The 23,084-nt window shown below is 35.0% G+C and carries 19 protein-coding genes and 1 tRNA gene; 17 read left to right on the forward strand and 3 right to left on the reverse strand.

From position 1 onward, the window contains the following. Window positions 1-158: 158 nt before the first annotated feature. From NST49_RS02795 to treC, 6 genes are all read left to right on the forward strand, one after another. Entirely contained in the window at window positions 159-857 is a 699-nt protein-coding gene (locus NST49_RS02795; protein WP_034538001.1) for a response regulator transcription factor, read from the forward strand. After that, window positions 835-1,869: a sensor histidine kinase gene (locus tag NST49_RS02800; protein ID WP_341048652.1), complete on the forward strand. Its 1,035-nt coding sequence runs from the start codon at window positions 835-837 to the stop codon at window positions 1,867-1,869. Before NST49_RS02795 ends, NST49_RS02800 begins: the two co-directional genes overlap by 23 nt. Before the next feature lie 120 nt (window positions 1,870-1,989). Next, window positions 1,990-2,757: an ABC transporter ATP-binding protein gene (locus NST49_RS02805; protein ID WP_251166220.1), complete on the forward strand. Its 768-nt coding sequence runs from the start codon at window positions 1,990-1,992 to the stop codon at window positions 2,755-2,757. Then, entirely contained in the window at window positions 2,750-4,708 is a 1,959-nt protein-coding gene (locus tag NST49_RS02810) for an ABC transporter permease (protein WP_251166219.1), read from the forward strand. The genes NST49_RS02805 and NST49_RS02810 overlap by 8 nt, the downstream gene beginning before the upstream one ends. 193 nt (window positions 4,709-4,901) lie before the next feature. Further along, window positions 4,902-6,410, forward strand: a complete 1,509-nt coding sequence (gene treP / locus NST49_RS02815; protein WP_023179676.1) for a PTS system trehalose-specific EIIBC component — start codon at window positions 4,902-4,904, stop codon at window positions 6,408-6,410. Window positions 6,411-6,433: 23 nt separating this feature from the next. Then, entirely contained in the window at window positions 6,434-8,092 is a 1,659-nt protein-coding gene (treC, locus tag NST49_RS02820; protein ID WP_251166218.1) for an alpha,alpha-phosphotrehalase, read from the forward strand. A gap of 42 nt (window positions 8,093-8,134) precedes the next feature. On the opposite strand, the gene treR is transcribed toward treC, so the two are convergent. Next, complete coding sequence (treR, locus tag NST49_RS02825; protein ID WP_023179674.1) at window positions 8,135-8,851, reverse strand: trehalose operon repressor; 717 nt, start codon at window positions 8,849-8,851, stop codon at window positions 8,135-8,137. A 149-nt stretch (window positions 8,852-9,000) separates the two neighbouring features. Here treR and ade point away from each other — a divergent pair, with 149 nt between their 5' ends. Continuing rightward, window positions 9,001-10,758, forward strand: a complete 1,758-nt coding sequence (gene ade / locus NST49_RS02830; RefSeq protein WP_301426062.1) for an adenine deaminase — start codon at window positions 9,001-9,003, stop codon at window positions 10,756-10,758. Window positions 10,759-10,852: 94 nt separating this feature from the next. Here the strand turns inward: ade and NST49_RS02835 are convergent, their stop codons facing one another. After that, window positions 10,853-11,665: a 3D domain-containing protein gene (locus tag NST49_RS02835; protein ID WP_023179670.1), complete on the reverse strand. Its 813-nt coding sequence runs from the start codon at window positions 11,663-11,665 to the stop codon at window positions 10,853-10,855. Window positions 11,666-12,064: 399 nt separating this feature from the next. Between NST49_RS02835 and NST49_RS02840 the strand changes: the two genes are divergently transcribed. The 6 genes from NST49_RS02840 to NST49_RS02865 all read left to right on the forward strand — a co-directional run bounded on the left by NST49_RS02840 (window position 12,065) and on the right by NST49_RS02865 (window position 17,965). Then, window positions 12,065-12,664: a TraX family protein gene (locus NST49_RS02840; RefSeq protein WP_051932738.1), complete on the forward strand. Its 600-nt coding sequence runs from the start codon at window positions 12,065-12,067 to the stop codon at window positions 12,662-12,664. A gap of 16 nt (window positions 12,665-12,680) precedes the next feature. Then, a complete protein-coding gene (locus NST49_RS02845) occupies window positions 12,681-13,121 on the forward strand; it encodes an ASCH domain-containing protein (RefSeq protein WP_023179667.1) in 441 nt (146 codons plus the stop codon). Between the two features lie 87 nt (window positions 13,122-13,208). Beyond that, on the forward strand, window positions 13,209-13,976 hold the full coding sequence (locus tag NST49_RS02850; RefSeq protein ID WP_341046909.1) for a DUF3891 family protein: 768 nt from the start codon (window positions 13,209-13,211) through the stop codon (window positions 13,974-13,976). Window positions 13,977-14,203: 227 nt separating this feature from the next. Continuing rightward, entirely contained in the window at window positions 14,204-15,592 is a 1,389-nt protein-coding gene (gene mnmE / locus NST49_RS02855; RefSeq protein WP_034537995.1) for a tRNA uridine-5-carboxymethylaminomethyl(34) synthesis GTPase MnmE, read from the forward strand. A 201-nt stretch (window positions 15,593-15,793) separates the two neighbouring features. After that, window positions 15,794-17,683 (forward strand): tRNA uridine-5-carboxymethylaminomethyl(34) synthesis enzyme MnmG, encoded by a 1,890-nt coding sequence (gene mnmG / locus NST49_RS02860; RefSeq protein WP_023179661.1) that lies wholly within the window; start codon window positions 15,794-15,796, stop codon window positions 17,681-17,683. A gap of 209 nt (window positions 17,684-17,892) precedes the next feature. After that, window positions 17,893-17,965: transfer RNA gene (locus tag NST49_RS02865), tRNA-Val, on the forward strand. Window positions 17,966-18,049: 84 nt separating this feature from the next. Here the strand turns inward: NST49_RS02865 and NST49_RS02870 are convergent. Beyond that, on the reverse strand, window positions 18,050-19,066 hold the full coding sequence (locus NST49_RS02870; RefSeq protein ID WP_023179659.1) for a PTS transporter subunit IIC: 1,017 nt from the start codon (window positions 19,064-19,066) through the stop codon (window positions 18,050-18,052). A 517-nt stretch (window positions 19,067-19,583) separates the two neighbouring features. Here NST49_RS02870 and rsmG point away from each other — a divergent pair. The 4 genes from rsmG to NST49_RS02890 all read left to right on the forward strand — a co-directional run bounded on the left by rsmG (window position 19,584) and on the right by NST49_RS02890 (window position 23,077). Continuing rightward, window positions 19,584-20,300, forward strand: coding sequence for a 16S rRNA (guanine(527)-N(7))-methyltransferase RsmG (gene rsmG, locus NST49_RS02875; protein ID WP_023179657.1), 717 nt, complete (start codon window positions 19,584-19,586; stop codon window positions 20,298-20,300). 110 nt (window positions 20,301-20,410) lie between these two features. Further along, on the forward strand, window positions 20,411-21,280 hold the full coding sequence (gene noc, locus NST49_RS02880; RefSeq protein WP_023179656.1) for a nucleoid occlusion protein: 870 nt from the start codon (window positions 20,411-20,413) through the stop codon (window positions 21,278-21,280). Between the two features lie 152 nt (window positions 21,281-21,432). After that, window positions 21,433-22,194 carry a ParA family protein gene (locus NST49_RS02885; protein ID WP_023179654.1) on the forward strand — a complete coding sequence of 254 codons (762 nt, stop codon included), beginning with the start codon at window positions 21,433-21,435 and terminating at the stop codon, window positions 22,192-22,194. After that, a complete protein-coding gene (locus NST49_RS02890; protein WP_023179652.1) occupies window positions 22,187-23,077 on the forward strand; it encodes a ParB/RepB/Spo0J family partition protein in 891 nt (296 codons plus the stop codon). Before NST49_RS02885 ends, NST49_RS02890 begins: the two co-directional genes overlap by 8 nt. Window positions 23,078-23,084: the final 7 nt, after the last annotated feature.

Consider the following 23,084-nt stretch of genomic DNA (forward strand, 5'->3'; position numbering starts at 1 on the left):
GTATATAAAGAAGTGGCTGGGATTTTTGTCTCAGCCTCTTTTTTTTGTAAAATAATTAAAGAATCAAAAATTTTTACTAAGCCAAAAGTCTAATAGGCTGACGGAAAGTAATCCTGTATAGTATGTAGTAAATAATTAAAGATAAGTAGGTGCGTAAAATGGTTAAAATTATGATTATTGAAGATGACTTGGTAATTGCTTCAAGTTTACAAGAAGAGTTGACGAAATGGCAATACGATGCGTTTCATGTAACAGATTTTAATGCTGTTATGGATACTTTTACACATGAAACACCTCAATTAGTCTTAATCGATATTAAGCTGCCATATTTTAATGGTTATTACTGGTGTACAGAAATTCGCAAAGTCTCGCAAGTACCGATTATTTTTATTTCTTCTCAAAGTGAACGAATGGATATTGTGATGGCTATTCAAATGGGAGCAGATGACTTTATTAGTAAACCATTTGATTTAACAGTAGCGTTAGCTAAAATACAAGCTCTATTGCGCAGAACGTATGATTTTACGGGCAATGATGCTTATTTAAGCTATCAACAAGTCTATCTAAAAACGAGTGAACTAAAGATTCAATATATGGATCAGGAAGTTGAACTGACCAAAAACGAAATGAAAATTTTAGAAGTCTTATTTATACAAAAAGGGGCTTTTGTTTCGCGCGAGGCGATTATGATGAAATTATGGGAAAATGATTCGTTTATTGATGATAATACATTAGCAGTCAATATCAATCGTTTGCGAAAAAAACTAGCTGAATTGGACTTGACTTCATTTATTATCACAAAAAAAGGTTATGGGTATGGCCTGCAAAAGGATGATGACTCTATTGAAATCAACTAATAAAGTGATAGATATTCTCAAGGCGTTTATAAAAGCTAACTATTCGTTCTTTTTAGCATATGTACTTAACCTAAGTGTGTTTAGCTTTATTTATGTATTAGGACAATTGCCATTGTACTTTTTAGTATTTAGTATTGAACTTTCGCTATTTATAGGCGGGTGTTTCTTCTTGTTTAAATTTTCAAGGTACTATAAACGATTTCGTTTGTTGGAGCGATTAGATAAAGACCCAATCGATACATTGAAGCAATTGTCCTCTAATCGTGATTCGAGTGAAGATTTTTTTCATCTTAAAATTGAAAAGTTAATAGAAGAAATACAACAAGTCAAAAAAAAGAGTCAGCAACGCAATACGTCTCAGATAGACTATTTTACCTTGTGGCTGCATCAGATCAAAACACCCATTTCAGCTATCAGCTTATTGATGCAACGGGACAATAAATCAAAATTTACCCATCAAATGGAACAAGAGTTGCTGCAGATTGAAAACTATACACATATGGCATTGAATTATTTGAAAATAGAGCAAAGCGGTTCTGATTTAGACTTTGTACAAGTTTCGCTTGACCGAGTGATCAAAGAAACGGTTAAGAAGTTTTCGATTTTATTTATTTACAATCGTATCCAATTAGATTATCAAGAAACCAACAAAAGTATTTTATCCGATGAGAAATGGTTGAGGGTATTAGTTGAACAAATTCTTTCTAATAGTCTGAAATACACTCCTGAAGGCGGTAAGATAAAAATTTATATGAGCCCAACTAAGGAAGACCAACTCATTATTGAAGATACCGGTATTGGCATTCGCTCTGAAGATTTGCCGCGTATTTTTGAACGTGGGTATTCTGGCTTTAATGGAAGAATTCACGAAAAATCAACAGGGTTGGGCTTATTTCTTAGTCAGGAAATTACAAAACGCCTTGGTCATGAGATGTCAATCAAGTCAATTGTAGGAAAAGGCACTAAAGTAATAATCGATTTAGCCCGAACTTCACTAATAAAAGATTATTAATACTGAATCTTACGAAAGTGTAAGGTTTAATCACCATCTGTAAGAAAAGATAAAAGCAAGCATTGTTCATTTTTATTAAACTAGTAATAGAAATAGAGAAATGAACAGGAGGAAATAATTATGACATTATTAGAAGTGAGTCATTTAAAAAAGACGTATACAGGAAGGTTCTCAACGCAAGAAGTGCAGGCTTTAAAAGACGTGAATTTTTCAGTAGAAAAAGGAGAATTTGTCTCCATTATGGGAGAGTCAGGTTCTGGTAAAACAAGTTTATTAAATATTTTAGCAACCCTTGATACTGCAACTGATGGTGAGGTTTTGCTGGAAGGAAAAGATTTAACAGGCATCAAGGACAATGATATTTCTAATTTCCGTAGAGATTATTTAGGCTTTGTATTCCAAGATTTCAACTTATTGGACAATTTTTCAATTAAAGACAATATAGTATTGCCGCTAGTACTGTCAAATACGTCAATAACTGAAATGGAACATCGTTTGATGCCAATCGTTAAAAAAATGAAAATCGATGGATTGATTAATCATTATCCTTATGAAGTATCTGGAGGACAAAAACAACGCGCAGCTGTAGCTCGTGCCTTGATCACTAATCCGAAATTGCTTCTTGCTGATGAGCCAACTGGAGCATTAGATTCAAAATCCAGCCAAAGCCTGTTAGAAACTTTTGAAACCATCAATAACGCTGGACAAACCATTATCATGGTTACTCATAGTACAAGAGCTGCTGCTTATTCGAATCGGGTCTTGTTCATTCAAGATGGTGAAGTGTACCATGAAATTTACCGTGGAGAACAAACGCCAGATCAGTTCATGGACAAAATTTCTCAAGCATTAATCGTACTAGCTAATAGAGGTGAACAACATGAATAAAGGTTTTTTTTCTAAGTTAGCTCTACGAAACATTAAATCTAATAAGCAAATTTATCTACCTTATATTTTTGCTTCTATTGCTACAGTAGCGATGTTTTATATGATGGTTGCTTTAATGGGGAATAAGTTTGTACAAACGAGAAACGCATCCTTACCGATGTTGTTTACTATTGGAGCAGTAGTCATTGGGGTGTTCTCCTTTCTGTTTATTTTGTATACCAATAGTTTCTTGATAAAACGACGGAAAAAAGAAATTGGGTTGTACGCGATACTAGGAATGAAGAAGAAACATGTTTCTAGGATATTGACGATTGAATCAGTCGTAACAAGCTTTTCTAGCATCCTTTTAGGATTGATTATTGGACATTTATTGGGGGAACTTGCTTTTCTTGTTTTAAATTATGCTTTGAAATTTGGCGTAAAAATGTCTTTTCCTTTCACATTGAATGCTGTAATGATCACGATTGGATTATTTGTTCTCATCTTTTTGGTGACGTTGATCTATAATATCACTCAAGTAACGTTTTCTAACCCAATTCAATTGATCAAAGGAAAACAAACAGGAGAACGGGAACCCAAAAGTTCTATTACCCTTTTTATTCTATCTTTATTATTGATTGGATCAGGTTATTATCTGTCTGTAACGATTAATGACCCATTGAATGCAATGATTTACTTTTTACTTGCAGTCCTTTTGGTTATTGCAGGTACGTATTTTTTATTCATTTCCGGATCAATATTTATCCTGAAAGCATTGAAGAAAAATAAGAAATTGTATTACCGTCCAAGTCCATTTATTTCAATCTCTGGTATGCTTTATCGCATGAAACAAAATGCCACTGGATTAGCTAATATTACTATCTTAGCAACGATGGTCATCGTTGTAGTATCGACTACATTAGCTGTCTTTATTGGAATACAAGGAACTTTAGATCGCTTATATCCTTATGAAAATAAAATAACTTATTTTACAGATGTCAATAAAGAAGAAGAATTGCAAGAGATACAAAAAGAAACAGAAAAATTAGGTTTAGAAGTAACCGGTACAGAAAGTTACTCCTCTTATTCTTTAGCTACACAATTAGAGGATAATGAATTGATTGTTGGTGATAAAGTTAATTATTCTGCAAAAGAAACATTTTTTGTCAATATACTGGTACAAGAAGATTATGAACAAATGACAAACCAATCAATTGATTTAGACTCTGATGAAATGTTGGTTTACAACTTAAAAAATAGCGATGACTTGACTACATTGCTCATAGGAGATACAACTTATCAGATTGAGTCAATAAATAAAAGTCCTATCAAAATTGATGAAGAGGTGAAATCACCTGAGTTTATTATCGTCCAATCAAATGAGGTTCGTCAGTCTATTATTGATTACGAAGATCAGTTATCAGAAAATGAATATCCTTTTACTACGGAAGCGATGATTTCTTGGAATACGACTGGGACCCAAGAACAGAAAAAAAGCTATTCTAAGAAACTAGATGAAATACTAAACAGTAAAGACGGGTCATTTTATGAGTCAAAAGAACTCTTCAGTGATGAATTATATAATATGAATGGCGGCTTTTTATTCTTAGGCATTTTCCTTGGATTGTTGTTTGTCTTTGGAGCAGCTTTAATCACATACTTTAAACAAGTTTCAGAAGGCTATGACGATCGAGAAAAATTCCAGATCATGCAGAAAGTGGGATTAGATAAACAAATGATACGTAAAACGACTCGTTTACAAATTATTTGGATGTTCCTATTGCCTTTAGTAGTTGCGGTGATTCATGTTGCCTTTGCCTTTCCACTTATTCAAAAATTGTTAATTCTTTTTAATGTAGTAAATACATCATTAGTCTTTTGGTGTTTTGCAGGGGTAATTGTTGGCTATAGTCTGATTTATGGCATCATTTATCAAGTAACTTCAAAAGTTTACTATAGTATTGTTAAATAGAGAAAGTAAGGACTGACATAAGAATTTTTTTCTTTTATGTCAGCCTTTTTTTGTGCTTAAAAAGCGATTATGTTTATAAAAATCAGTTAGCAGAAAAAAGGAAGATAAAACGCTTGCATTTTCCAAAAGAAAACGGTACATTGTACTTGTATATACAAGTTGCACTTATAACTTTTTCTTAGGAGGAAAAAAAATGGCAGATTACAAGCAAGATGCAAAACAGCTATTGGAAGACGTCGGAGGCCCTGATAATATTTCTGCAGTCAGTCACTGTGCTACCCGCATGCGTTTCGTATTAAATGATCCTGCAAAAGCAGACAGCAAAAAGATAGAAGATATTCCAGCAGTTAAAGGTACGTTTACTCAAGCCGGACAGTATCAAGTTATTATTGGTAATGATGTTGCCACATTTTATAATGAATTTTCTAAAATTTCCGGCAAAGAAGGCGTATCGAAAGACGAAGTAAAAGCAGCAAGTAAACAAAATCAAAATCCTGTACAACGTGCTATGTCCGTTTTAGCAGAGATCTTCTCACCTATTATTCCAGCAATTATTGTCGGAGGGTTGATTTTAGGATTCCGAAATATTTTGGAAGCCATTCCAATGGAATCTCTTGGTCAAGCGATGGTAGATGGTGTAGCGCAAGTCAACAGTGCTGGAGAACCAGTTTACAATACAATCGTTAATGTCAGTCAGTTTTGGAGTGGAGTCAACTCGTTCTTATGGCTGATCGGAGAAGCTATTTTCCACTTCTTACCAGTAGGTATCACGTGGAGTGTTGCTAAAAAAATGGGAACCACTCAAATTTTAGGAATCGTTCTAGGGATCACACTAGTGTCACCTCAATTATTGAATGCATATGCAGTTGCCGGAACGGCAGCAGCAGACATTCCAGTTTGGGATTTTGGTTATTTCACAATTGACATGATCGGGTACCAAGCACAAGTTATTCCTGCTATGTTAGCCGGATTTGTATTGGCTTATTTAGAATTAGGATTGCGTAAAATAGTTCCGCAAGCTATTTCAATGATTTTTGTACCATTCTTTGCTTTAGTTCCAACGGTTTTGATTGCTCACACGGTTTTAGGACCAATTGGTTGGGTTATAGGAAACTGGGTTTCAAGTGTCGTTTATGCAGGATTAGGAAGCTCATTTAGCTGGTTGTTTGGTGCCTTGTTTGGGTTCTTATATTCACCATTGGTTATTACAGGTTTGCACCATATGACGAATGCGATCGATTTACAGCTGATTGCTGACTTCCAAGGAACAAACTTATGGCCAATGATCGCTTTATCAAATATTGCTCAAGGTTCAGCTGTATTAGCGATTATTTTCTTACATCGTGGTAATGAAAAAGAAGAACAAGTTTCTATTCCAGCAGCTATCTCTTGTTATTTAGGTGTAACAGAACCCGCTATGTTCGGAATCAATATTAAATACATTTACCCATTTGTTGCGGCTATGATCGGTTCAGGTCTTGCTGGGTTAGTATCTACTACTTTCAACGTGACAGCAAATTCAATCGGTGTTGGCGGAATTCCAGGATTCTTATCTATCCAAAACCAATATTGGCCAATCTTCTTCCTTTGTATGGCGATTGCAATAGTGGTACCGTTTGTCTTAACAATTGTATTCCGTAAATATAACATCTTGAATAAATCTGACCAAGTTACTATTACAGAACCTGAATTAGGGAAATAATTTTTTAGAAAGTAGGAATAAAAATGAGTACCTTTCATGAGAAAGTCGTGTATCAAATTTACCCAAAATCTTTTAAGGATTCTAATGGAGATGGAGTAGGAGATTTAAGAGGAATTATTGAAAAGATTCCTTATCTAGCAGAATTAGGTGTTGATGTGTTATGGATCAACCCCTTCTTCATTTCTCCGCAAAAAGATAATGGCTATGATATCGCTAATTATGTAGAAATTGATCCATTATTTGGAACGATGGAAGATTTTGAGGAACTCATCGCTGTAACTAAAGAGCATAAGTTGGAAATTATGTTGGATATGGTTTTGAACCATACTTCTATTGAACATGAGTGGTTCCAACGGGCGCTCAAAGGTGAAAAGAAATACCAAGATTATTATATCTTACGTGAACCAAAAGCAGATGGAAGCCACCCGACAAACTGGGTCTCAAAATTTGGAGGCCCAGCGTGGGCTCCTTTTAGGGATACTGGAAAAGAATATTTGCATTTGTATGATGTTACGCAAGCTGATTTAGACTGGCGTAATCCAGAAGTAAGAAAAGAGCTTTTTAACGTAGTCAATTTTTGGCTAGAAAAAGGCGTAAAAGGATTCCGTTTTGATGTACTCAATGTTATTGGGAAAGATGAAGTATTGGTAGATGCGGAAGATGGCGTGGGAAAATCTTTATATACTGATAGACCAATAACACATGAATTTATTCATGAAATGAATCAAGAAACGTATGGAAGATACCCTAACATCATGACAGTTGGAGAAATGTCTTCCACAACAATTGAAAATGGAATTTCTTATTCTAATCCTGAAAAACAAGAATTATCGATGGTCTTTAGTTTCCATCACTTAAAAGTCGATTATTTAAATGGAGAAAAATGGAGCAAAACACCATTTGATTTTATGGAATTAAAAGAGTTGCTAAATGATTGGCAAGAAGGCATGTCTAAAGGTAATGGCTGGAATGCACTGTTCTTGAATAATCATGATCAGCCTCGCGCAATCAGCCGTTTTGGAGATCCTGTGAATCACTTTGAAGCTTCTGCTAAATTATTAGCACAAACGATTCACTTGATGCGTGGAACACCTTATGTTTTTCAAGGTGAAGAAATTGGTATGACAGATCCAGAATTTCAAGATATCACAGACTATGTAGATGTAGAGACACATAATGCTTATAAAGAACTACAAGCAAAAGATCTGCCACATGAAGAAATTATGGAGATCATTAAAGGGAAATCTCGTGACAATAGCCGCACACCAATGCAATGGACAAACGAAAAAAATGCCGGTTTTACTACGGGACAACCATGGATAAAATTAACTGAAAATTACCATCAAATCAATGTAGAAAAAGAACGAGCAGAAGGAACCATCTTTGATTTTTATAGAAAGCTTATTCAATTAAGAAAAGATTTGAAAGTAATCTCTGAAGGGGATTACCGTGGAATCATGATGGATCATCCAAGTGTTTATGGTTATGTAAGAGAATATGAGGGAGAACAACTGCTTGTATTTAATCATTTCTATTCAGATCATGTGACTTTGGAAATTCCAGAAGAATTTTTAACTAGATCTAGTCGTTATCTTATCGGCAATAAAGAAGAAAGAAGCTTAACTGCTAACTTAGAATTAGGTCCGTATGAAACAATTGCTTTTTATTTTGAAGCTAATTAAAATAAAAAAGGAAACTGATAATTTATCAGTTTCCTTTTTTGTTTAAAGAGAATTTCGACGTCTGGCAAAATCAACGAAACGAAAACGATCCAAACGATGACGAGATTCAGTATGTTGAAAAAGTGTTGTGTTTTCTAGATAAACATCGCTTCTTACAACCACGACATGGGTGTCATCTTTTAAATTCATCAGCTGCTTGTCTTCTTCTGTAATAGGATCTACCGTTATTTCTTTTTGAGCATACCCAATAGTCAGACCTAATGTATGTTCAATGTAATGATACAATGAATCTTCAGCTGCATCTGTTGGAATACTTGGAACAATAGAAGTGAGCAGATAATCTTTATCTACAATAACCACTTCGCCATTTACTTTTCTTAAACGTTCAAGATACAAAACTGGCGTATTCAAAGGAATAGTTAAATGATCCGCTAACTCTTGAGAGACAGGTTGCAAACCGTTATGCATCACGATAGTTTGGCTATTCATTTGTTGAGCTACTTGAAGCTCTTTATAGCTGGTTAAGCCTGAAACGGGAAAATCAAACCGTTTCACGTCTAAAACAACAGAACCTTTACCTTGAATTTTTTGAATATAGCCTTTTTCTAATAGCAGGTTTAAAGCTTTTCGTATTGTTTCACGGGAAACATTGTATTGTTTTACTAATTCATTTTCGCTAGGCAAAAGATCTCCAGAAATAAAGCGTTGGTTTAAAATAGCTGCTTCGAGATCTAAAAAAATTTCATTAAACTTACTCATATAGAATCCTCACATTCCCTATCCTTAACCTGTATTTTAACATAATACAATAGGAAAAACTTGCAAATAAAACAAAATAAAAGTTGTTTTTAAATCTAGCTAGTGTATTGTAGAATATAAAATTAAAAACAAAGATCAGGAGGCTTTTGATGAATTTAAGAACGTCAACATTGGAGAAAAGAATCAGCGTATCTGCTAAAAAAACGCCTGCCGATTTAGTCGTAAAAAATGGAATGATCGTAAACGTATTTACTGGAGAATTAATGAGCGGAGATATTGCAATCGTAGATGGGGTGATTGCTGGAATCGGTTCATATGAGGGAGCCAAAATAATTGATGCTCACAATAAAATAATCATACCAGGATTGATTGATGGACATGTTCATATTGAAAGTTCTTTATTAACTCCAAAAGAATTTTCAAAAATTGTATTGCAGCATGGTGTAACAAGCGTAGTGACAGACCCACATGAAATTGCTAATGTAGCTGGAGTAAATGGCATTCAATTTATGATTGATGAAGCGACACGACTGCCAATGGATATTTATATGATGCTGTCTTCTTGTGTACCAGCAACAAAATTTGAAAATAATGGGGCATTACTAAATGCTGAGGAGCTTAGCCCATTTTTATCTGCGCCTGAAGTATTAGGTCTAGCAGAAGTCATGGATTTTGCTTCTGTAAAAAATGGTGACAGCTTTATGATGGATAAAATTGCAATGGTTCAAGAATCTAATGGATTGATTGATGGACACGCTGCTGGGCTGACAAAGGAAGAATTAAATATTTATATGGCAGCTGGAATTCGTACGGATCACGAAAGCATCAATGCCAAAGAAGCAAAAGACCGGTTAGATATGGGTATGTACTTGATGATTAGAGAAGGTACAGTTGCAAAAGACTTAATGGCGCTATTACCGGCTGTGACGGCAAAAAATTCACGCAGATGCCTATTTGTCACAGATGATAAATTAATTGATGATTTATTGGAAGAAGGAAGTATCGACCATATCATACGACTGGCTATTCAAAATGGTTTAGACCCGATAACCGCTATACAAATGGGAACATTAAATACAGCTGAATGCTTTAATCTTAATCATTTAGGAGCAATTGCTCCAGGTTACCAAGCAGATTTTTTAATTTTAGATGATTTAGAAACTGTTTCTATCAAGCAAGTCTTTAAAAAAGGCGTTTGTATTTCAGATAACGGTAAATTAAATGAATCTTTATTTAAAAATGAGATTGGAAAAGGCCTTAAAGGCCCAGAATTAGCTAGAATAAATGTCCAAGAGCTAACAGTAGAAGCGTTGTTGATACCTTTAACGGATTCTATATGCAATGTGATCGAAATCATTCCTAATAGTTTGGTGACGAACCATTTAAAAGAAGAAGTAACCATTGAAGAAGGGTGTTTTGTTCCTTCTATCCAAAAAGATCAATTGAAAATTGCTGTGATTGAACGACACAACGGAATGAATCATATAGGATTGGGATTAGTAAAAGGGTTCCGTTTAAAGAAAGGTGCGATAGCGACAACTGTTGCCCATGACTCACACAACATAGTTGTAGTGGGAACTTCTGATCAAGAGATGCTTAAAGCTGTTAAACAAGTAATTGAGACCAATGGAGGGTTAGCTGTTGTAGAAGGCGAAGAGGTATTAGCGTCACTCGCTTTGCCCGTAGCAGGATTAATGACAGAAATGGAGTATCCAGTTGTTAATGAGCAGCTAAAAGCTTTAAATCAAGCAGTGTCTACTATAGGAGAGAGTATAAATTTTAATCCATTTTTGACTTTATCCTTTTTGACCCTTCCAGTTATTCCAAAATTAAAGATTACAGACTTAGGTTTATTTGATTTTGAACGTTCTGCGCACATTCCGATTCAAGTAATTGAAGAAAAATAACAAAAAAATCCACCTAAGAGATAAAACCTCTTAGGTGGATTTTTAACTATTCGAAATTGGGGGTTAAGAATAAGTTAAATTTAATTTAGCGTGATTAATTTAAAATTTGAACTTCCATTGTTTGTCTACCAAAAGCTAATGCTTGGTTTAAATCTGTTATATGCACGTCGATACGGTTGCCGTTAATAGCACTACCTGTGTCTCCAGCAATAAAAGTACCGTATCCTGGAACATAAACCGTTGATCCTAAAGGAATAACACTTGGGTCAACAGCAATAACATTTGGATTTTCATTCAAGTTGATTCCAGTTGCCGTTGTGTCTGATAATTCAGGTTGGTTTGTAGAATAAGCTGTTGCTTCAACTGTAACTGTCTTACCAGATTGAGCAGAAGTTGTTTCTGCTTCTGTTGTTTCTGTTACAGCAGGTTCAGTTGTTACTACTTCTTCTACAACTTCAGGTTCTTCAGCTGGAGTTTCTTTTACTACAGGAGTTTCTTCTTCAACAGTAGGTTCTACTTCTACAACTTCAGAATCGCTAACATCATAGCTTTTAGTTTCTTCAGTTGTTTCGATAGTAACAGTTGAATGGTCCGCAGATAAAGAAATAGTATTGCCGCTATAAATAGTATTAGCATTGTTAATATCATTAACATCTACTAAGTCAGTAATAGATAAATCAGTTGCTAATGCTACAGATGATAATGTATCACCCCATTGGATAGTGTATTCAGTGCTTCCATCTTCAGTACTTTTAATGTCTTGTTTGATTTCACTTACTGTACGAGCTTCCCAAGTACTAGAAGTATATTCTGCTGCGGAAGCTTCAGTTGGATTTGTAACAGCCATGACACCTGTTAAAGCTAAAGTTGCGCTTGCTACAAAAAATTTCGATTTAAAGTTTTTCATTTTTTTTTGATCTCCTTTGTTTTGTAAAAATAGTTTTTCGCCTACATAAGGTATAAAGAAGTTGGCTGTGGATTCTGAGCGACAATGTTAGATATGAGCTCTAAGCTCTATAAGAAATGAAGGAGTCGTTCCTTCAACAATTGCTATCCTACCACGGTAAAAAAAAAAGAGAAGTGCTTTTCGTCATTCGTCATGGTTTCTTATTACTTCTGTATTATTTGAAGAGTTTCTTTACTAAAAGAATACAAAAAGTGGATTTTAACGTAAAATATGACTTAATTTGTCATTTTAGTCTCCCTTTTGATTCATTTAAGAATAAGAGACATTAGCCCTTTAGGTTCTTTTTCTTTAATGGTAAAATGCTTACAATGGCTTGATTTCGGCAATTGGAGGGATGAAATGTCAAAAGAAAGTTATGATAAAGTCAATGCGATCAAATGGATTGGAATTATTACAATGACAATGGATCATATAGGTTATTACCTGTTCCCTCAACTTATTTGGTTGCGTATTATAGGAAGAATCGCGTTCCCGTGTTTTCTCTATACAACTGTTCAAGGTACTGAACATACCAGAAACTTTAAAAAATATGTGTTCCAATTGATCGGTACGGGTGTGCTCACTATTCCAATTAGCCTGTATTCTGGAACAACCTTTAACGTATTGTTTACGCTAGCTTTAGTTGCGCTTTCTGTTAAAGATAAACGCTTTTTTGGTATAGCATTGTTATTGAGTTACTTTTGTGAATATGGAATTTATGGCTTTTTATTAGGTTGGTCTATTTATTGTATGGTATCTGTGAACAAGAAAATAGGTGCCTTATTCTTTTTGGTTCTGCATTTATTCATAGGTTCATCTTTACAAATTTTTGCGCTTTTAGCACTTTTTCTACTATTAATAGAGAACTATAGCTGTAGTAAAAAGATACCCAAAGTTTTTGGCTATCTGTATTACCCTTTGCATCAAGTAATCTTATTAATTATTAAAGCTACTATATAAAGGAGGAATGATAGTTATGAACGCACAACAAATGTGGAGTGAGCTTATCTCAATTCACCCTGAATACCAGAACACAACTTATAATGCTTGGAGTTATGGAGTAGAAGCAAACGAGTTGGCGCGGTTAACTTTTGAAAAAATAAAAACGGCTACAGCTTCTGCGTTTGAAGAATATGCTTTAGAAAATGAAGCTCTGCCTGAAGAAGGTGAGTTAAATATTATATTAAATGCGGATGAAGAAGCAGTCTGTATCACAAAAACAACTAAAGTATCAGTTGTTCCTTTTCAAGATGTATCCAAAGAACATGCATTCAAAGAAGGAGAAGGAGACCGTTCTTTAGAATACTGGAGAAACGTACATAAAACTTTTTTTGAAAATGGCTATAAGAAAAGCGGATTGATGTTTCATGATAATATCCCTGTCGTATGTGTAGAATTTGAAGTAATTTATAAATAAAAGCTTCTTTAAAAGAGTGGTATACTAACTAGTAACAGGATGAAAGAGTATAGTTAAAAACAGAATAAGTTGAAAGGATGTATCATTATGATTATTAGAGAACGTGAAAATGATTTTGTTATGATTGAACAAATGCACCATGCTCAATTTGCTGGAGATGTTATGACTAAATGGGAATCAGGGCTTTTTCAAGGAAGTCAGTTAAGAAAATCAGTGGATTATGCTATTCGTATGCATGACTATGGCTGGGAAAATCTCGACAGAACTCCATTTTGGAATGATAAAAAACAAGTTCCATACTCCCTTTTTGATTTTCCAAAAGCACCGAAAGTTATTTTTTATACGTATGGTATTGATGCAGTTGAAAAAGTTGACCGATATGCAGCTTTGTTATGCAGCAGACATTACATTCAGTTCTTTTTAAAAGATTCTTCAGAAGAATCACAAGCTTTTCTTAAACAAGAAGAAGAACGAAAAGAAAGAATTATTGCCACATTGGATAATTTTGATGAGGGCATATTTAATTTTCATTATGCTTTACTGGCATTAGGAGATACGATATCTGTGTTTGCTTGTGTTAATGAACCAGGAGCTACGCAAGAGACAATTAACCCATTCTTTAAAAAGGGTCTTTCATTATCTTCGGAACTGGGTTTAGCAGAGCCCACTATGAAACCTGTGTGGGTAGATGAACAGACGATTGCATTGGATGTTTTTCCTTTTGAAACACCAATTACCAGTACGTTGGTTCAAAAAATAGTTTCAAAAACAGTTATTGCAGAAAAAGGTCTTTTAGATAGTTACGATCAAGCTGAATACGAAGAAATAACGATCAATATTCGACCAAAAGAGTAAGATAGATTGACAACAAGAGTATAAAATAAATTCTGACGAAGTTATTGACAATTAGTTAGAGAACTTGTATAGTCTTAACGGAACAACAAATTAACTGAAACATTAAAAATTAAATAATCTTATCTGAATGATAAAAGTAGTCAAAGTGCTTTCCATTCCTTTTGTAAAGAGCAAAAGGGTGGAGTGGGCACTTTTTTCGTGCAAAAAAATAGAAGGAGTGAACGAGCTTGACATTAGAATTTGAAACAATTGCAGCCATTTCAACGCCTCCTGGTGAAGGAGCAATAGGAATAGTAAGGTTGAGTGGTGAACAAGCTATTGAAATAGCAGATCGTGTATATAGATCTGGTTCAAAAGCATTGACTGAACAACAAAGTCACACAATTCACTATGGTCACATTGAAAATCCTAAGACAAATGAAGTAATTGATGAAGTGATGGTATCGGTTATGCGTGAGCCAAAAACTTTTACTAGAGAAGATGTTGTTGAAATTAATTGTCATGGTGGTATTACATCTGTCAATCAAGTCTTGCAATGTGTTTTACAAAATGGAGCTCGCTTAGCAGAACCCGGTGAATTTACTAAACGGGCTTTCTTAAATGGACGAATTGATTTGTCTCAAGCAGAAGCAGTAATGGATTTGATACGTGCTAAAACAGATAGAGCTATGCATGTTGCGTTGAAGCAATTAGATGGGAACTTATCTCATTTGATTCGTAACTTACGTGTAGAAATATTAGATACCTTAGCTCAAGTAGAAGTAAATATTGATTATCCTGAATACGATGATGTTGAAGAAATGACGTCAAAATTATTGATTGAAAAAGCTAAAATAGTTAAAGCATCCATTCAACAATTATTGGAAACCGCTAGTCAAGGAAAGATTTTAAGAGAAGGATTGGCAACAGCAATTATTGGGCGGCCAAATGTTGGTAAATCTAGCTTATTAAATTATCTGTTAGATGAAGAGAAAGCTATTGTTACCGATATTGCCGGTACAACCCGAGATGTGATTGAAGAATATATCAGTGTTAGAGGCGTTCCGTTAAAACTTGTAGACACAGCAGGTATTCGTGAAACAGAAGATATTATTGAACGAATTGGTGTAGAACGAAGCCGCCAAGCCTTAAGTGATGCAGATCTAGTTTTATTAGTCTTTAATCAAAGTGAACCTTTAACAATAGAAGATAAAGCTTTAATTGAAGCAACGAATCACCATAATCGTATTGTTATTTTAAATAAAATCGATTTACCAAATAAATTAGATTTAAATGAATTAGAACAGTTAGTAGAACCAGAAAGTATTGTGAAAACCTCTATTTTATCTAAATCTGGTGTAGATGTTTTAGAAAAGAAAATAGCAGACCTCTTCTTTACAGGCCAAACAGGTGAGCGAGACGCTACTTATGTCTCTAATGTGCGTCATATCGCTTTATTAAACGATGCAGAAGCTGCATTAGATGAGGTTATCAGCGGAGTAGAAATGGGCATGCCAGTTGATTTGATTCAAATAGATATGACACGTTGTTGGGATCTATTAGGTGAAATCACAGGAGACAGCGTCCAAGATGAACTCCTAACTCAATTATTCAGCCAATTCTGTCTAGGAAAATAAGGATGTGGAGTGTCTCGTTTATCCTCGACAAGAAAACAGGAAAAATTCGTAGGGGTTTTTTCCCCCGAAGAAGTTTTATCTTTTTCTCGAGAGGATGAGACACGCAGCTCAACTAAAAGTCACTCAACTCAATGAATAAAACAAAAAATAAATTCGACATAAATAAACAAAGAGAAAGATACGAAAGAAAGGACTGTTTAAATGAATCATTACGAAGCTGGAGATTTTGATGTCATCGTTGTTGGTGCAGGTCATGCTGGATCAGAAGCAGCATTAGCCGCAGCAAGAATGGGAAGCCAAACGCTTTTAATTACCATTAATCTAGATATGGTTGCTTTTATGCCATGCAACCCATCAATCGGAGGTCCTGCTAAAGGAGTAGTAGTTCGAGAAATCGACGCTCTTGGCGGTGAAATGGGACGTAATATCGATAAAACGTATATCCAAATGAGAATGCTAAATACGGGTAAAGGACCCGCAGTTAGAGCTTTACGCGCTCAAGCGGATAAATTTATGTATGCAAATGAAATGAAAAAAACTATTGAAGAAACTAAAAACCTTGTTTTAAGACAAGGAATTGCTGAAGAATTGATTATTGAAGATGGTATTTGTAAAGGAATCATTACAAATACTGGTGCTATTTATCGTTCTAAGGCTGTTATTTTAACTGCAGGTACATCTTCACGTGGCCAAATCATTATCGGCGAACTGAAATATTCTTCTGGTCCAAACAATTCACAACCGTCTATTAAACTATCAGAAAGTTTATTAGAAAATGGATTTGAATTAAATCGTTTTAAAACTGGGACTCCTCCTAGAGTTAAATCCTCAACGATTGATTATAGCGTTACTGAAGAACAACCTGGGGATGAAAAACCAAATCATTTTAGTTACGAAACGCCAAACAGTGCTTATTTAAAAGATCAATTATCATGCTGGTTAACGTACACGAATGAATCAACTCATCAAAAAATCCAAGACAACTTGCATCGTGCACCGATGTTTACCGGGATTGTTGAAGGAGTAGGAGCTCGTTACTGCCCGTCTATTGAAGACAAAGTGGTTCGTTTTAGCGACAAGCCAAGACATCAATTGTTTTTAGAACCTGAAGGACGCGACACAGAAGAAGTCTATGTCCAAGGTTTATCAACATCACTTCCAGAAGATGTTCAACAAGAGATTCTGCACTCCATTGAAGGATTAGAGAATGCTGAAATGATGCGTACAGGTTACGCAATTGAATATGATGTGGTTACGCCGCATCAATTGCGTCCCTCTTTAGAAACAAAAGTAGTTGAAAATCTATTCACTGCTGGACAAATGAATGGAACTTCTGGTTATGAAGAAGCTGCTGGACAAGGAATTATGGCTGGTATCAATGCAGCACTTAAAGTTCAAGGAAAAGAACCCTTTGTTATGAAACGTAGTGAAGGATATATCGGAGTTATGATTGATGATTTAGTGACTAAAGGAACGAATGAACCTTATCGTTTATTGACGTCTCGTGCAGAGTACCGGTTGCTTTTACGTCATGATAATGCAGATTTTAGATTAACTGAAATAGGGCATCAAATTGGATTGATTTCACAAGAACGTTACAATACATTCTTAGTGAAAAAAGCTCAGCTTGAAGGAGAACTAGAACGTTTAGGCTCTATTCGTTTGAAACCAACTACTGAGATTCAAACTTATTTAACTGAAAAAAATCAAGCGCCTTTGAAAGATGGTATTTTAGCTAAAGACTTCCTACGTCGTCCGGAAGTGTCTTACCAAGACCTTTTAGCATTTGTTCCTCGTGATTATGAACTGCCAATAGCTGTAGAAGAGCAAGTAGAAATTCAAGTGAAATACGAAGGATACATCGCTAAAGCTTCTCAAAAAGTGGATAAATTAAAACGTATGGAAAATAAACGTATACCGGAAAATATTGATTATGCTGCTATCAATGGTATCGCTACAGAGGCAAAGGAAAAGCTGATTAAAATTCAGCCTGAAACAATTGCCCAAGCTAGCCGTATTAGTGGTGTGAATCCAGCAGATATTTCGATTTTAATGGTTTATGTAGAACAAGGGAAAATAGCTAAAGTTTAATTTTTTAAGTAGCTATAAAAATGAAAAATAGCCTTACAATTAAGCAACATCTTAATTGTAAGGCTATTTTTGTATATATAATTAGTCGTGTTTTTCTATTAGTATTTCCTGGGAAATATAAATTCATAAAAATTGTTTTTGTAAATCTATATTTACGGAATGAATTATTTGAGGTATATTTATTAAAGATTGGTGTAGAAGTAAATAAAGGTTCCTTAGCTCAGTTGGGAGAGCACTACCTCGACAAGGTAGGGGTCGCTGGTTCGAGCCCAGTAGGGACCATCAAAAAAAGAGAGGAAAATCTGTAAAGGATTTTTCTCTCTTTTTACTTTTCATTGAGATGCAAATTTAGTAGTATCCATCAGATTATTCTACTACTAAAGCCATATCTCCTTTACGTAACCAACTAGCTTTTTCTAATACTTTATTCACTACTATAGTAATCGCGATAGGGACCAAACATGCAGTAATGATATAAATAGCAAAAGATCCGCTTCCTTGAGACACAAAAATGTTTAATGGAGCAATCAAAGAACAAAAACCTAATCCTCCTAAAGCACTCGGAGCTGTAAATCCTAGAGCAACAGTTGAAATAGGCGCAGCTACTGCAGCAGCAAGAGTGGGACCAATCAAAATTCGAGGGTTTTTAACAATATTTGGCAATTGTACTTTTGGCGTACAAACAAATTGGGCTAAGAATCCACCAAGGTTATTTTGACGCATAGAGACAAATGAAAAACCAATATACATACTAGTTGTTCCCACCAGCATAGCTGCACTTGAAACCGGATCAAGATTTAATGCGATAGCAATGGCAGCTGAAGAAGCTGGAGACATCAACACTAAGCCACCGACAACTGAAATAACAGCTGCACCAATAACCGGAGAATCAGCAACTGAAGCAGAGATAAAAGCACTAACGATATTTAAGAATGGAGCGATAACAAGATTTAAGTAATAACCAGCTATACCACCAGCTAAGACTGCAGTAATAGGAATAGCCATCATGTCTAATGGAGTTTTCCCTGAAATACGTTTTCCAACAAAAGTAGCGATCGTTGCGGCAATTAGACAGCCAATCGGTTCACCAGTGGCAATAGTGATCATGCCATCCGCGGTCGTTTGAATAGCTCCAGCACCGATTGCTCCAGCAGCCATAGCACTAAAGATCGTAAGAGTATTTCCACCCAACATAACTGCAATACCAGCACCAATTGCAGGAGCCATCAACATTTTAACAGCTGTTCCGATAATAACTAAAATAGTAAGGCCAGTCATGTTTCCGATTGTTTCTAATAGTAGACCGATCCCAATCGTTACAAAAATAGCATTTGCGATCCCTGATGATGCTTTATACATTCGATCTAATAGATAAGTTTTCATTTTTCCAGCCTCCATAGTTTAGTTTTAATAGTCGTCTAACATTTTTTCTCTTACAAAACAACCAAACAAAAAAGACAAGCCTTTGTATACAGGCTTGTCTCATCTAACCGATGATTGAGCCCGAGTACGCAAACGAGGACTCAACTAAATGAATAGTTCGAATCCTTTGCTAAATTAATAAGTTAATAATGACTAAAGAACCGTTCAATTGAGAACGAGTGTTGAATGAATTAAAAGTTGTAGTTTTCATATTGAACATCTCCTTTTCATAATTGTTTTCTGACTATTTCCAATATTCTAACAACCTTACGCGAGGATGTCAACGGATTTTATCATTTATTTCTAATTTTTTTTAACGTATTCTCATTTAATGTTTATTTTTTTTAAAAGTTTATCTATTTAAGGAGCTTAAAAAGTGCGGTAAAGCATTGCACTTCTAGCCAATTTGTTATACAGTTAAAAAGATGGATTTGTGAAACATAAAAGTGTTTCACGATAGTAAAAAGGAGTTGAGTTAATGAATCCTGAAGAGTTTAAAAAAGCCCTTGAAGATAAGGGAATGACGGTTACTGAGAAGCAAATGGAACAATTTGATCAATACCTTAAACTACTACAAGAATGGAATGAAAAAATTAATTTAACTGCAATCACGCAAAAAGAAGAAGTGTATTTAAAACACTTTTATGATTCTATTACAGCTGGTTTGTATGTGGATTTTAAGAATGGGGTCCAAAGCCTATGCGATGTAGGTGCAGGTGCCGGGTTTCCAAGCATCCCCCTAAAGATTATGTTTCCTCAATTAGAAGTCACAATAGTAGATTCATTAAATAAAAGAATTCAATTTTTAACTTTATTAGCAGAAACACTAGGATTAGAAGGGGTTCACTTCTACCATGATCGAGCAGAAACATTTGGACAAAATAAACAATTTCGTGAATCATTTGATTTTGTAACAGCTAGAGCAGTAGCTCGTATGAGCGTGTTAGCTGAACTGTGCTTACCTTTAACTAAAAAAGGCGGATTATTTATTGCGCTTAAAGCAAGCAATACAAAAGAAGAAATGGACGAAGGACAAAAAGCCATTGCTACACTAGGCGGGAAATTTCGTGAAGAATTTGTATTTGAACTTCCACATGAAGCTGGAGAACGTCACATTGTATTAATTGACAAAAAGAAAGAAACACCTAAAAAGTATCCTAGAAAACCGGGAACACCAAATAAGAATCCACTATAGTAGAAACCGATAACTATCAGAGCGTTTCTATTCGGATTCAACTACTCAATAAGAACGTTTTTTGATACAATAGAATCAAAGGACTTAGAGGACTGAGGGAGAGAAAAAGAATGGCGTTGTCTGATTTATTTGGTTCAGGAAAAGCTAAAAAGAAAACTGAGAATGAAGAGGATACTCTGTTAGAGGAATTAAAAAACCAAAAACGAGTTCAACAGATTGCTGTTGAAAAGATTGTTCCTAATCGTTTTCAGCCAAGAAAAGTATTTGATGAAGAAAAATTAGATGAATTAGCTCGTACGATTCACATTCATGGTTTGATTCAACCCATTATTCTTAGGAAATATGAAGAAGACAAGTATGAAATCATTGCAGGAGAAAGACGTTTTCGCGCAATGCAAAAATTGACATGGACAGAAGTACCTGCAATTGTCCAAGAAATGTCAGATAATGAAACGGCTTCTGTAGCGTTGATTGAAAATTTGCAAAGGGAAGAATTGACTGCTATTGAAGAAGCTGAGGCTTATCAGGGGTTAATGGCTTTAAATGAATTGACGCAAGAAGCACTAGCGCAACGCATTGGTAAAAGCCAATCGTTCATAGCAAATAAATTGAGGTTGCTAAGACTAGCGGAGCCTTTAAAAGAAGCATTACTTAATAGAAAAATAACTGAGCGACATGGGCGCAGTATGTTAGCTCTATCGCATGAGGAACAAATTGCCCTATTAAGTAGTATTGTTGAAAAAAAATTAACGGTTAAAGAAACAGAACGTTTAGTAAAACAACAGTTGGCTGAGAAGAACAAGTCTCAAGAACAGCCTAAAAAACGTATCAGAAAAATCTCGAAAGATCTTCGTTTAGCTTTAAATACCATTAACAAGTCAGTTGATTTGATTAAGGAAACCGGTATGCCTTTAGAAGCAAAAGAAGAAGATCTAGGAGATGTTTACCGAATCACAATTGAAATCAAGAAAGATAAATAAATAAAGAGCGATAAATGAAACATTCATTTTGAACAAATGCGTAGGAGAAAAAATACGCATAGTGTAATTTTTCTCCTATTTTTTGTATGTTGTCGGTAAATGGACGTCAAGAAAATTAGTACAGGATACTAAAGACAGATGGAGGAAAAAGGATGGCACGAATTATATCAGTCGCAAATCAAAAAGGCGGAGTTGGGAAAACAACTACGACAGTCAACTTAGGTGCTTGTTTAGCTTATTTTGGAAAGAAAATTTTATTGGTTGATATTGATGCACAAGGAAATGCAACAAGTGGTTTAGGTGTACGAAAGTCAGATGTTGAAAAAGATATTTACGATATTCTAGTCAACGAAACACTAGTTAAGGAAGTAGTTCTGCCTTCTTCAAGAGAAAACTTATGGGTCGTTCCAGCTACTATCCAATTAGCGGGTGCAGAAATTGAATTAACTTCGCAAATGGCTAGAGAGTCTAGATTGAAACAAGCTTTAGAAAAAGTAAGAGATGACTATGATTATATTTTGATCGACTGCCCGCCATCATTAGGTCATTTGACCATTAATGCTTTTACTGCAAGTGACTCTATTTTGATTCCAGTTCAATGTGAGTATTACGCTTTAGAAGGATTGAGCCAATTGCTGAATACCGTTCGATTGGTTCAAAAACACTTTAATCCTGAATTGAAAATTGAAGGTGTCTTACTTACAATGTTAGATGCACGTACAAATTTAGGTTATGAAGTAGTCGATGAAGTAAAAAAATACTTCCGTGAAAGAGTTTATAAGACGATCATTCCACGGAATATTCGATTATCTGAAGCGCCAAGTCATGGATTGTCTATTATTGATTACGATGCACGTTCTAGAGGAGCAGAGGTTTATCTTGAATTAGCAAAGGAAGTGCTGGCAAATGGCTAACAAAAATAGCAAAGGGTTAGGAAGAGGAATCGACGCTCTTTTTGGAGACTATGCTGAATTGTCTAATATCGATGCTGCAAATGAACAAGTTCAACAAATACCATTAACGGATATCAGACCTAATCCTTACCAACCGAGAAAAACATTTGATGAAACGGCTTTAAATGAGCTAGCAGAATCCATTAGAATATCGGGAGTTTTTCAACCTATTATTCTTCGTGAGTCAAAAATCAAAGGATATGAGATTATAGCTGGAGAACGCCGTTTCAGAGCATCTAAATTGGCCGGAAAAGAAACGATCCCCGCTATTATTCGTGAATTTGATGAAGAGAAGATGATGGAAGTTGCTGTTTTAGAAAATCTCCAACGAGAAGATCTAACATCATTAGAAGAAGCAGAAGCTTACGAAATGATGATGAAAAAATTGAAATTAACGCAAGAAGAAGTGGCTACACGTTTAGGAAAAAGTCGCCCTTATATTGCGAACTATTTACGTTTGTTAGGTTTACCAGATGCTGTCAAAGAAATGCTTCAAAATGAGGATATCTCAATGGGGCAAGCAAGAACTTTGTTAGGATTGAAAGAAAAAAAACAAATTTCTAAATTAGCTAAACGAGTAGTCAGAGAACACTTAACAGTTCGTCAGTTGGAACAATTAGTGACTAAGATGAATCAACCTAAGGAAGAAGCAGAACAGCTTACAAAAAATAACAAAAAACCTTATTATATTCGTGAGAGTGAAGAACGGTTAATGGATAAATTTGGAACAAGTGTGTCTATTAACGAAAAGAATCAAAAAGGGAAAATTGAAATTGAATATCTTTCTACAGAAGATTTAACGCGCATCTTAGATATTCTTGAGATTCAATTTGATGATGAATAACGCTTAG

This window comes from Carnobacterium sp. FSL W8-0810 (genome assembly GCF_038007125.1).
Classification (GTDB): Bacteria; Bacillota; Bacilli; order Lactobacillales; family Carnobacteriaceae; genus Carnobacterium_B; species Carnobacterium_B inhibens.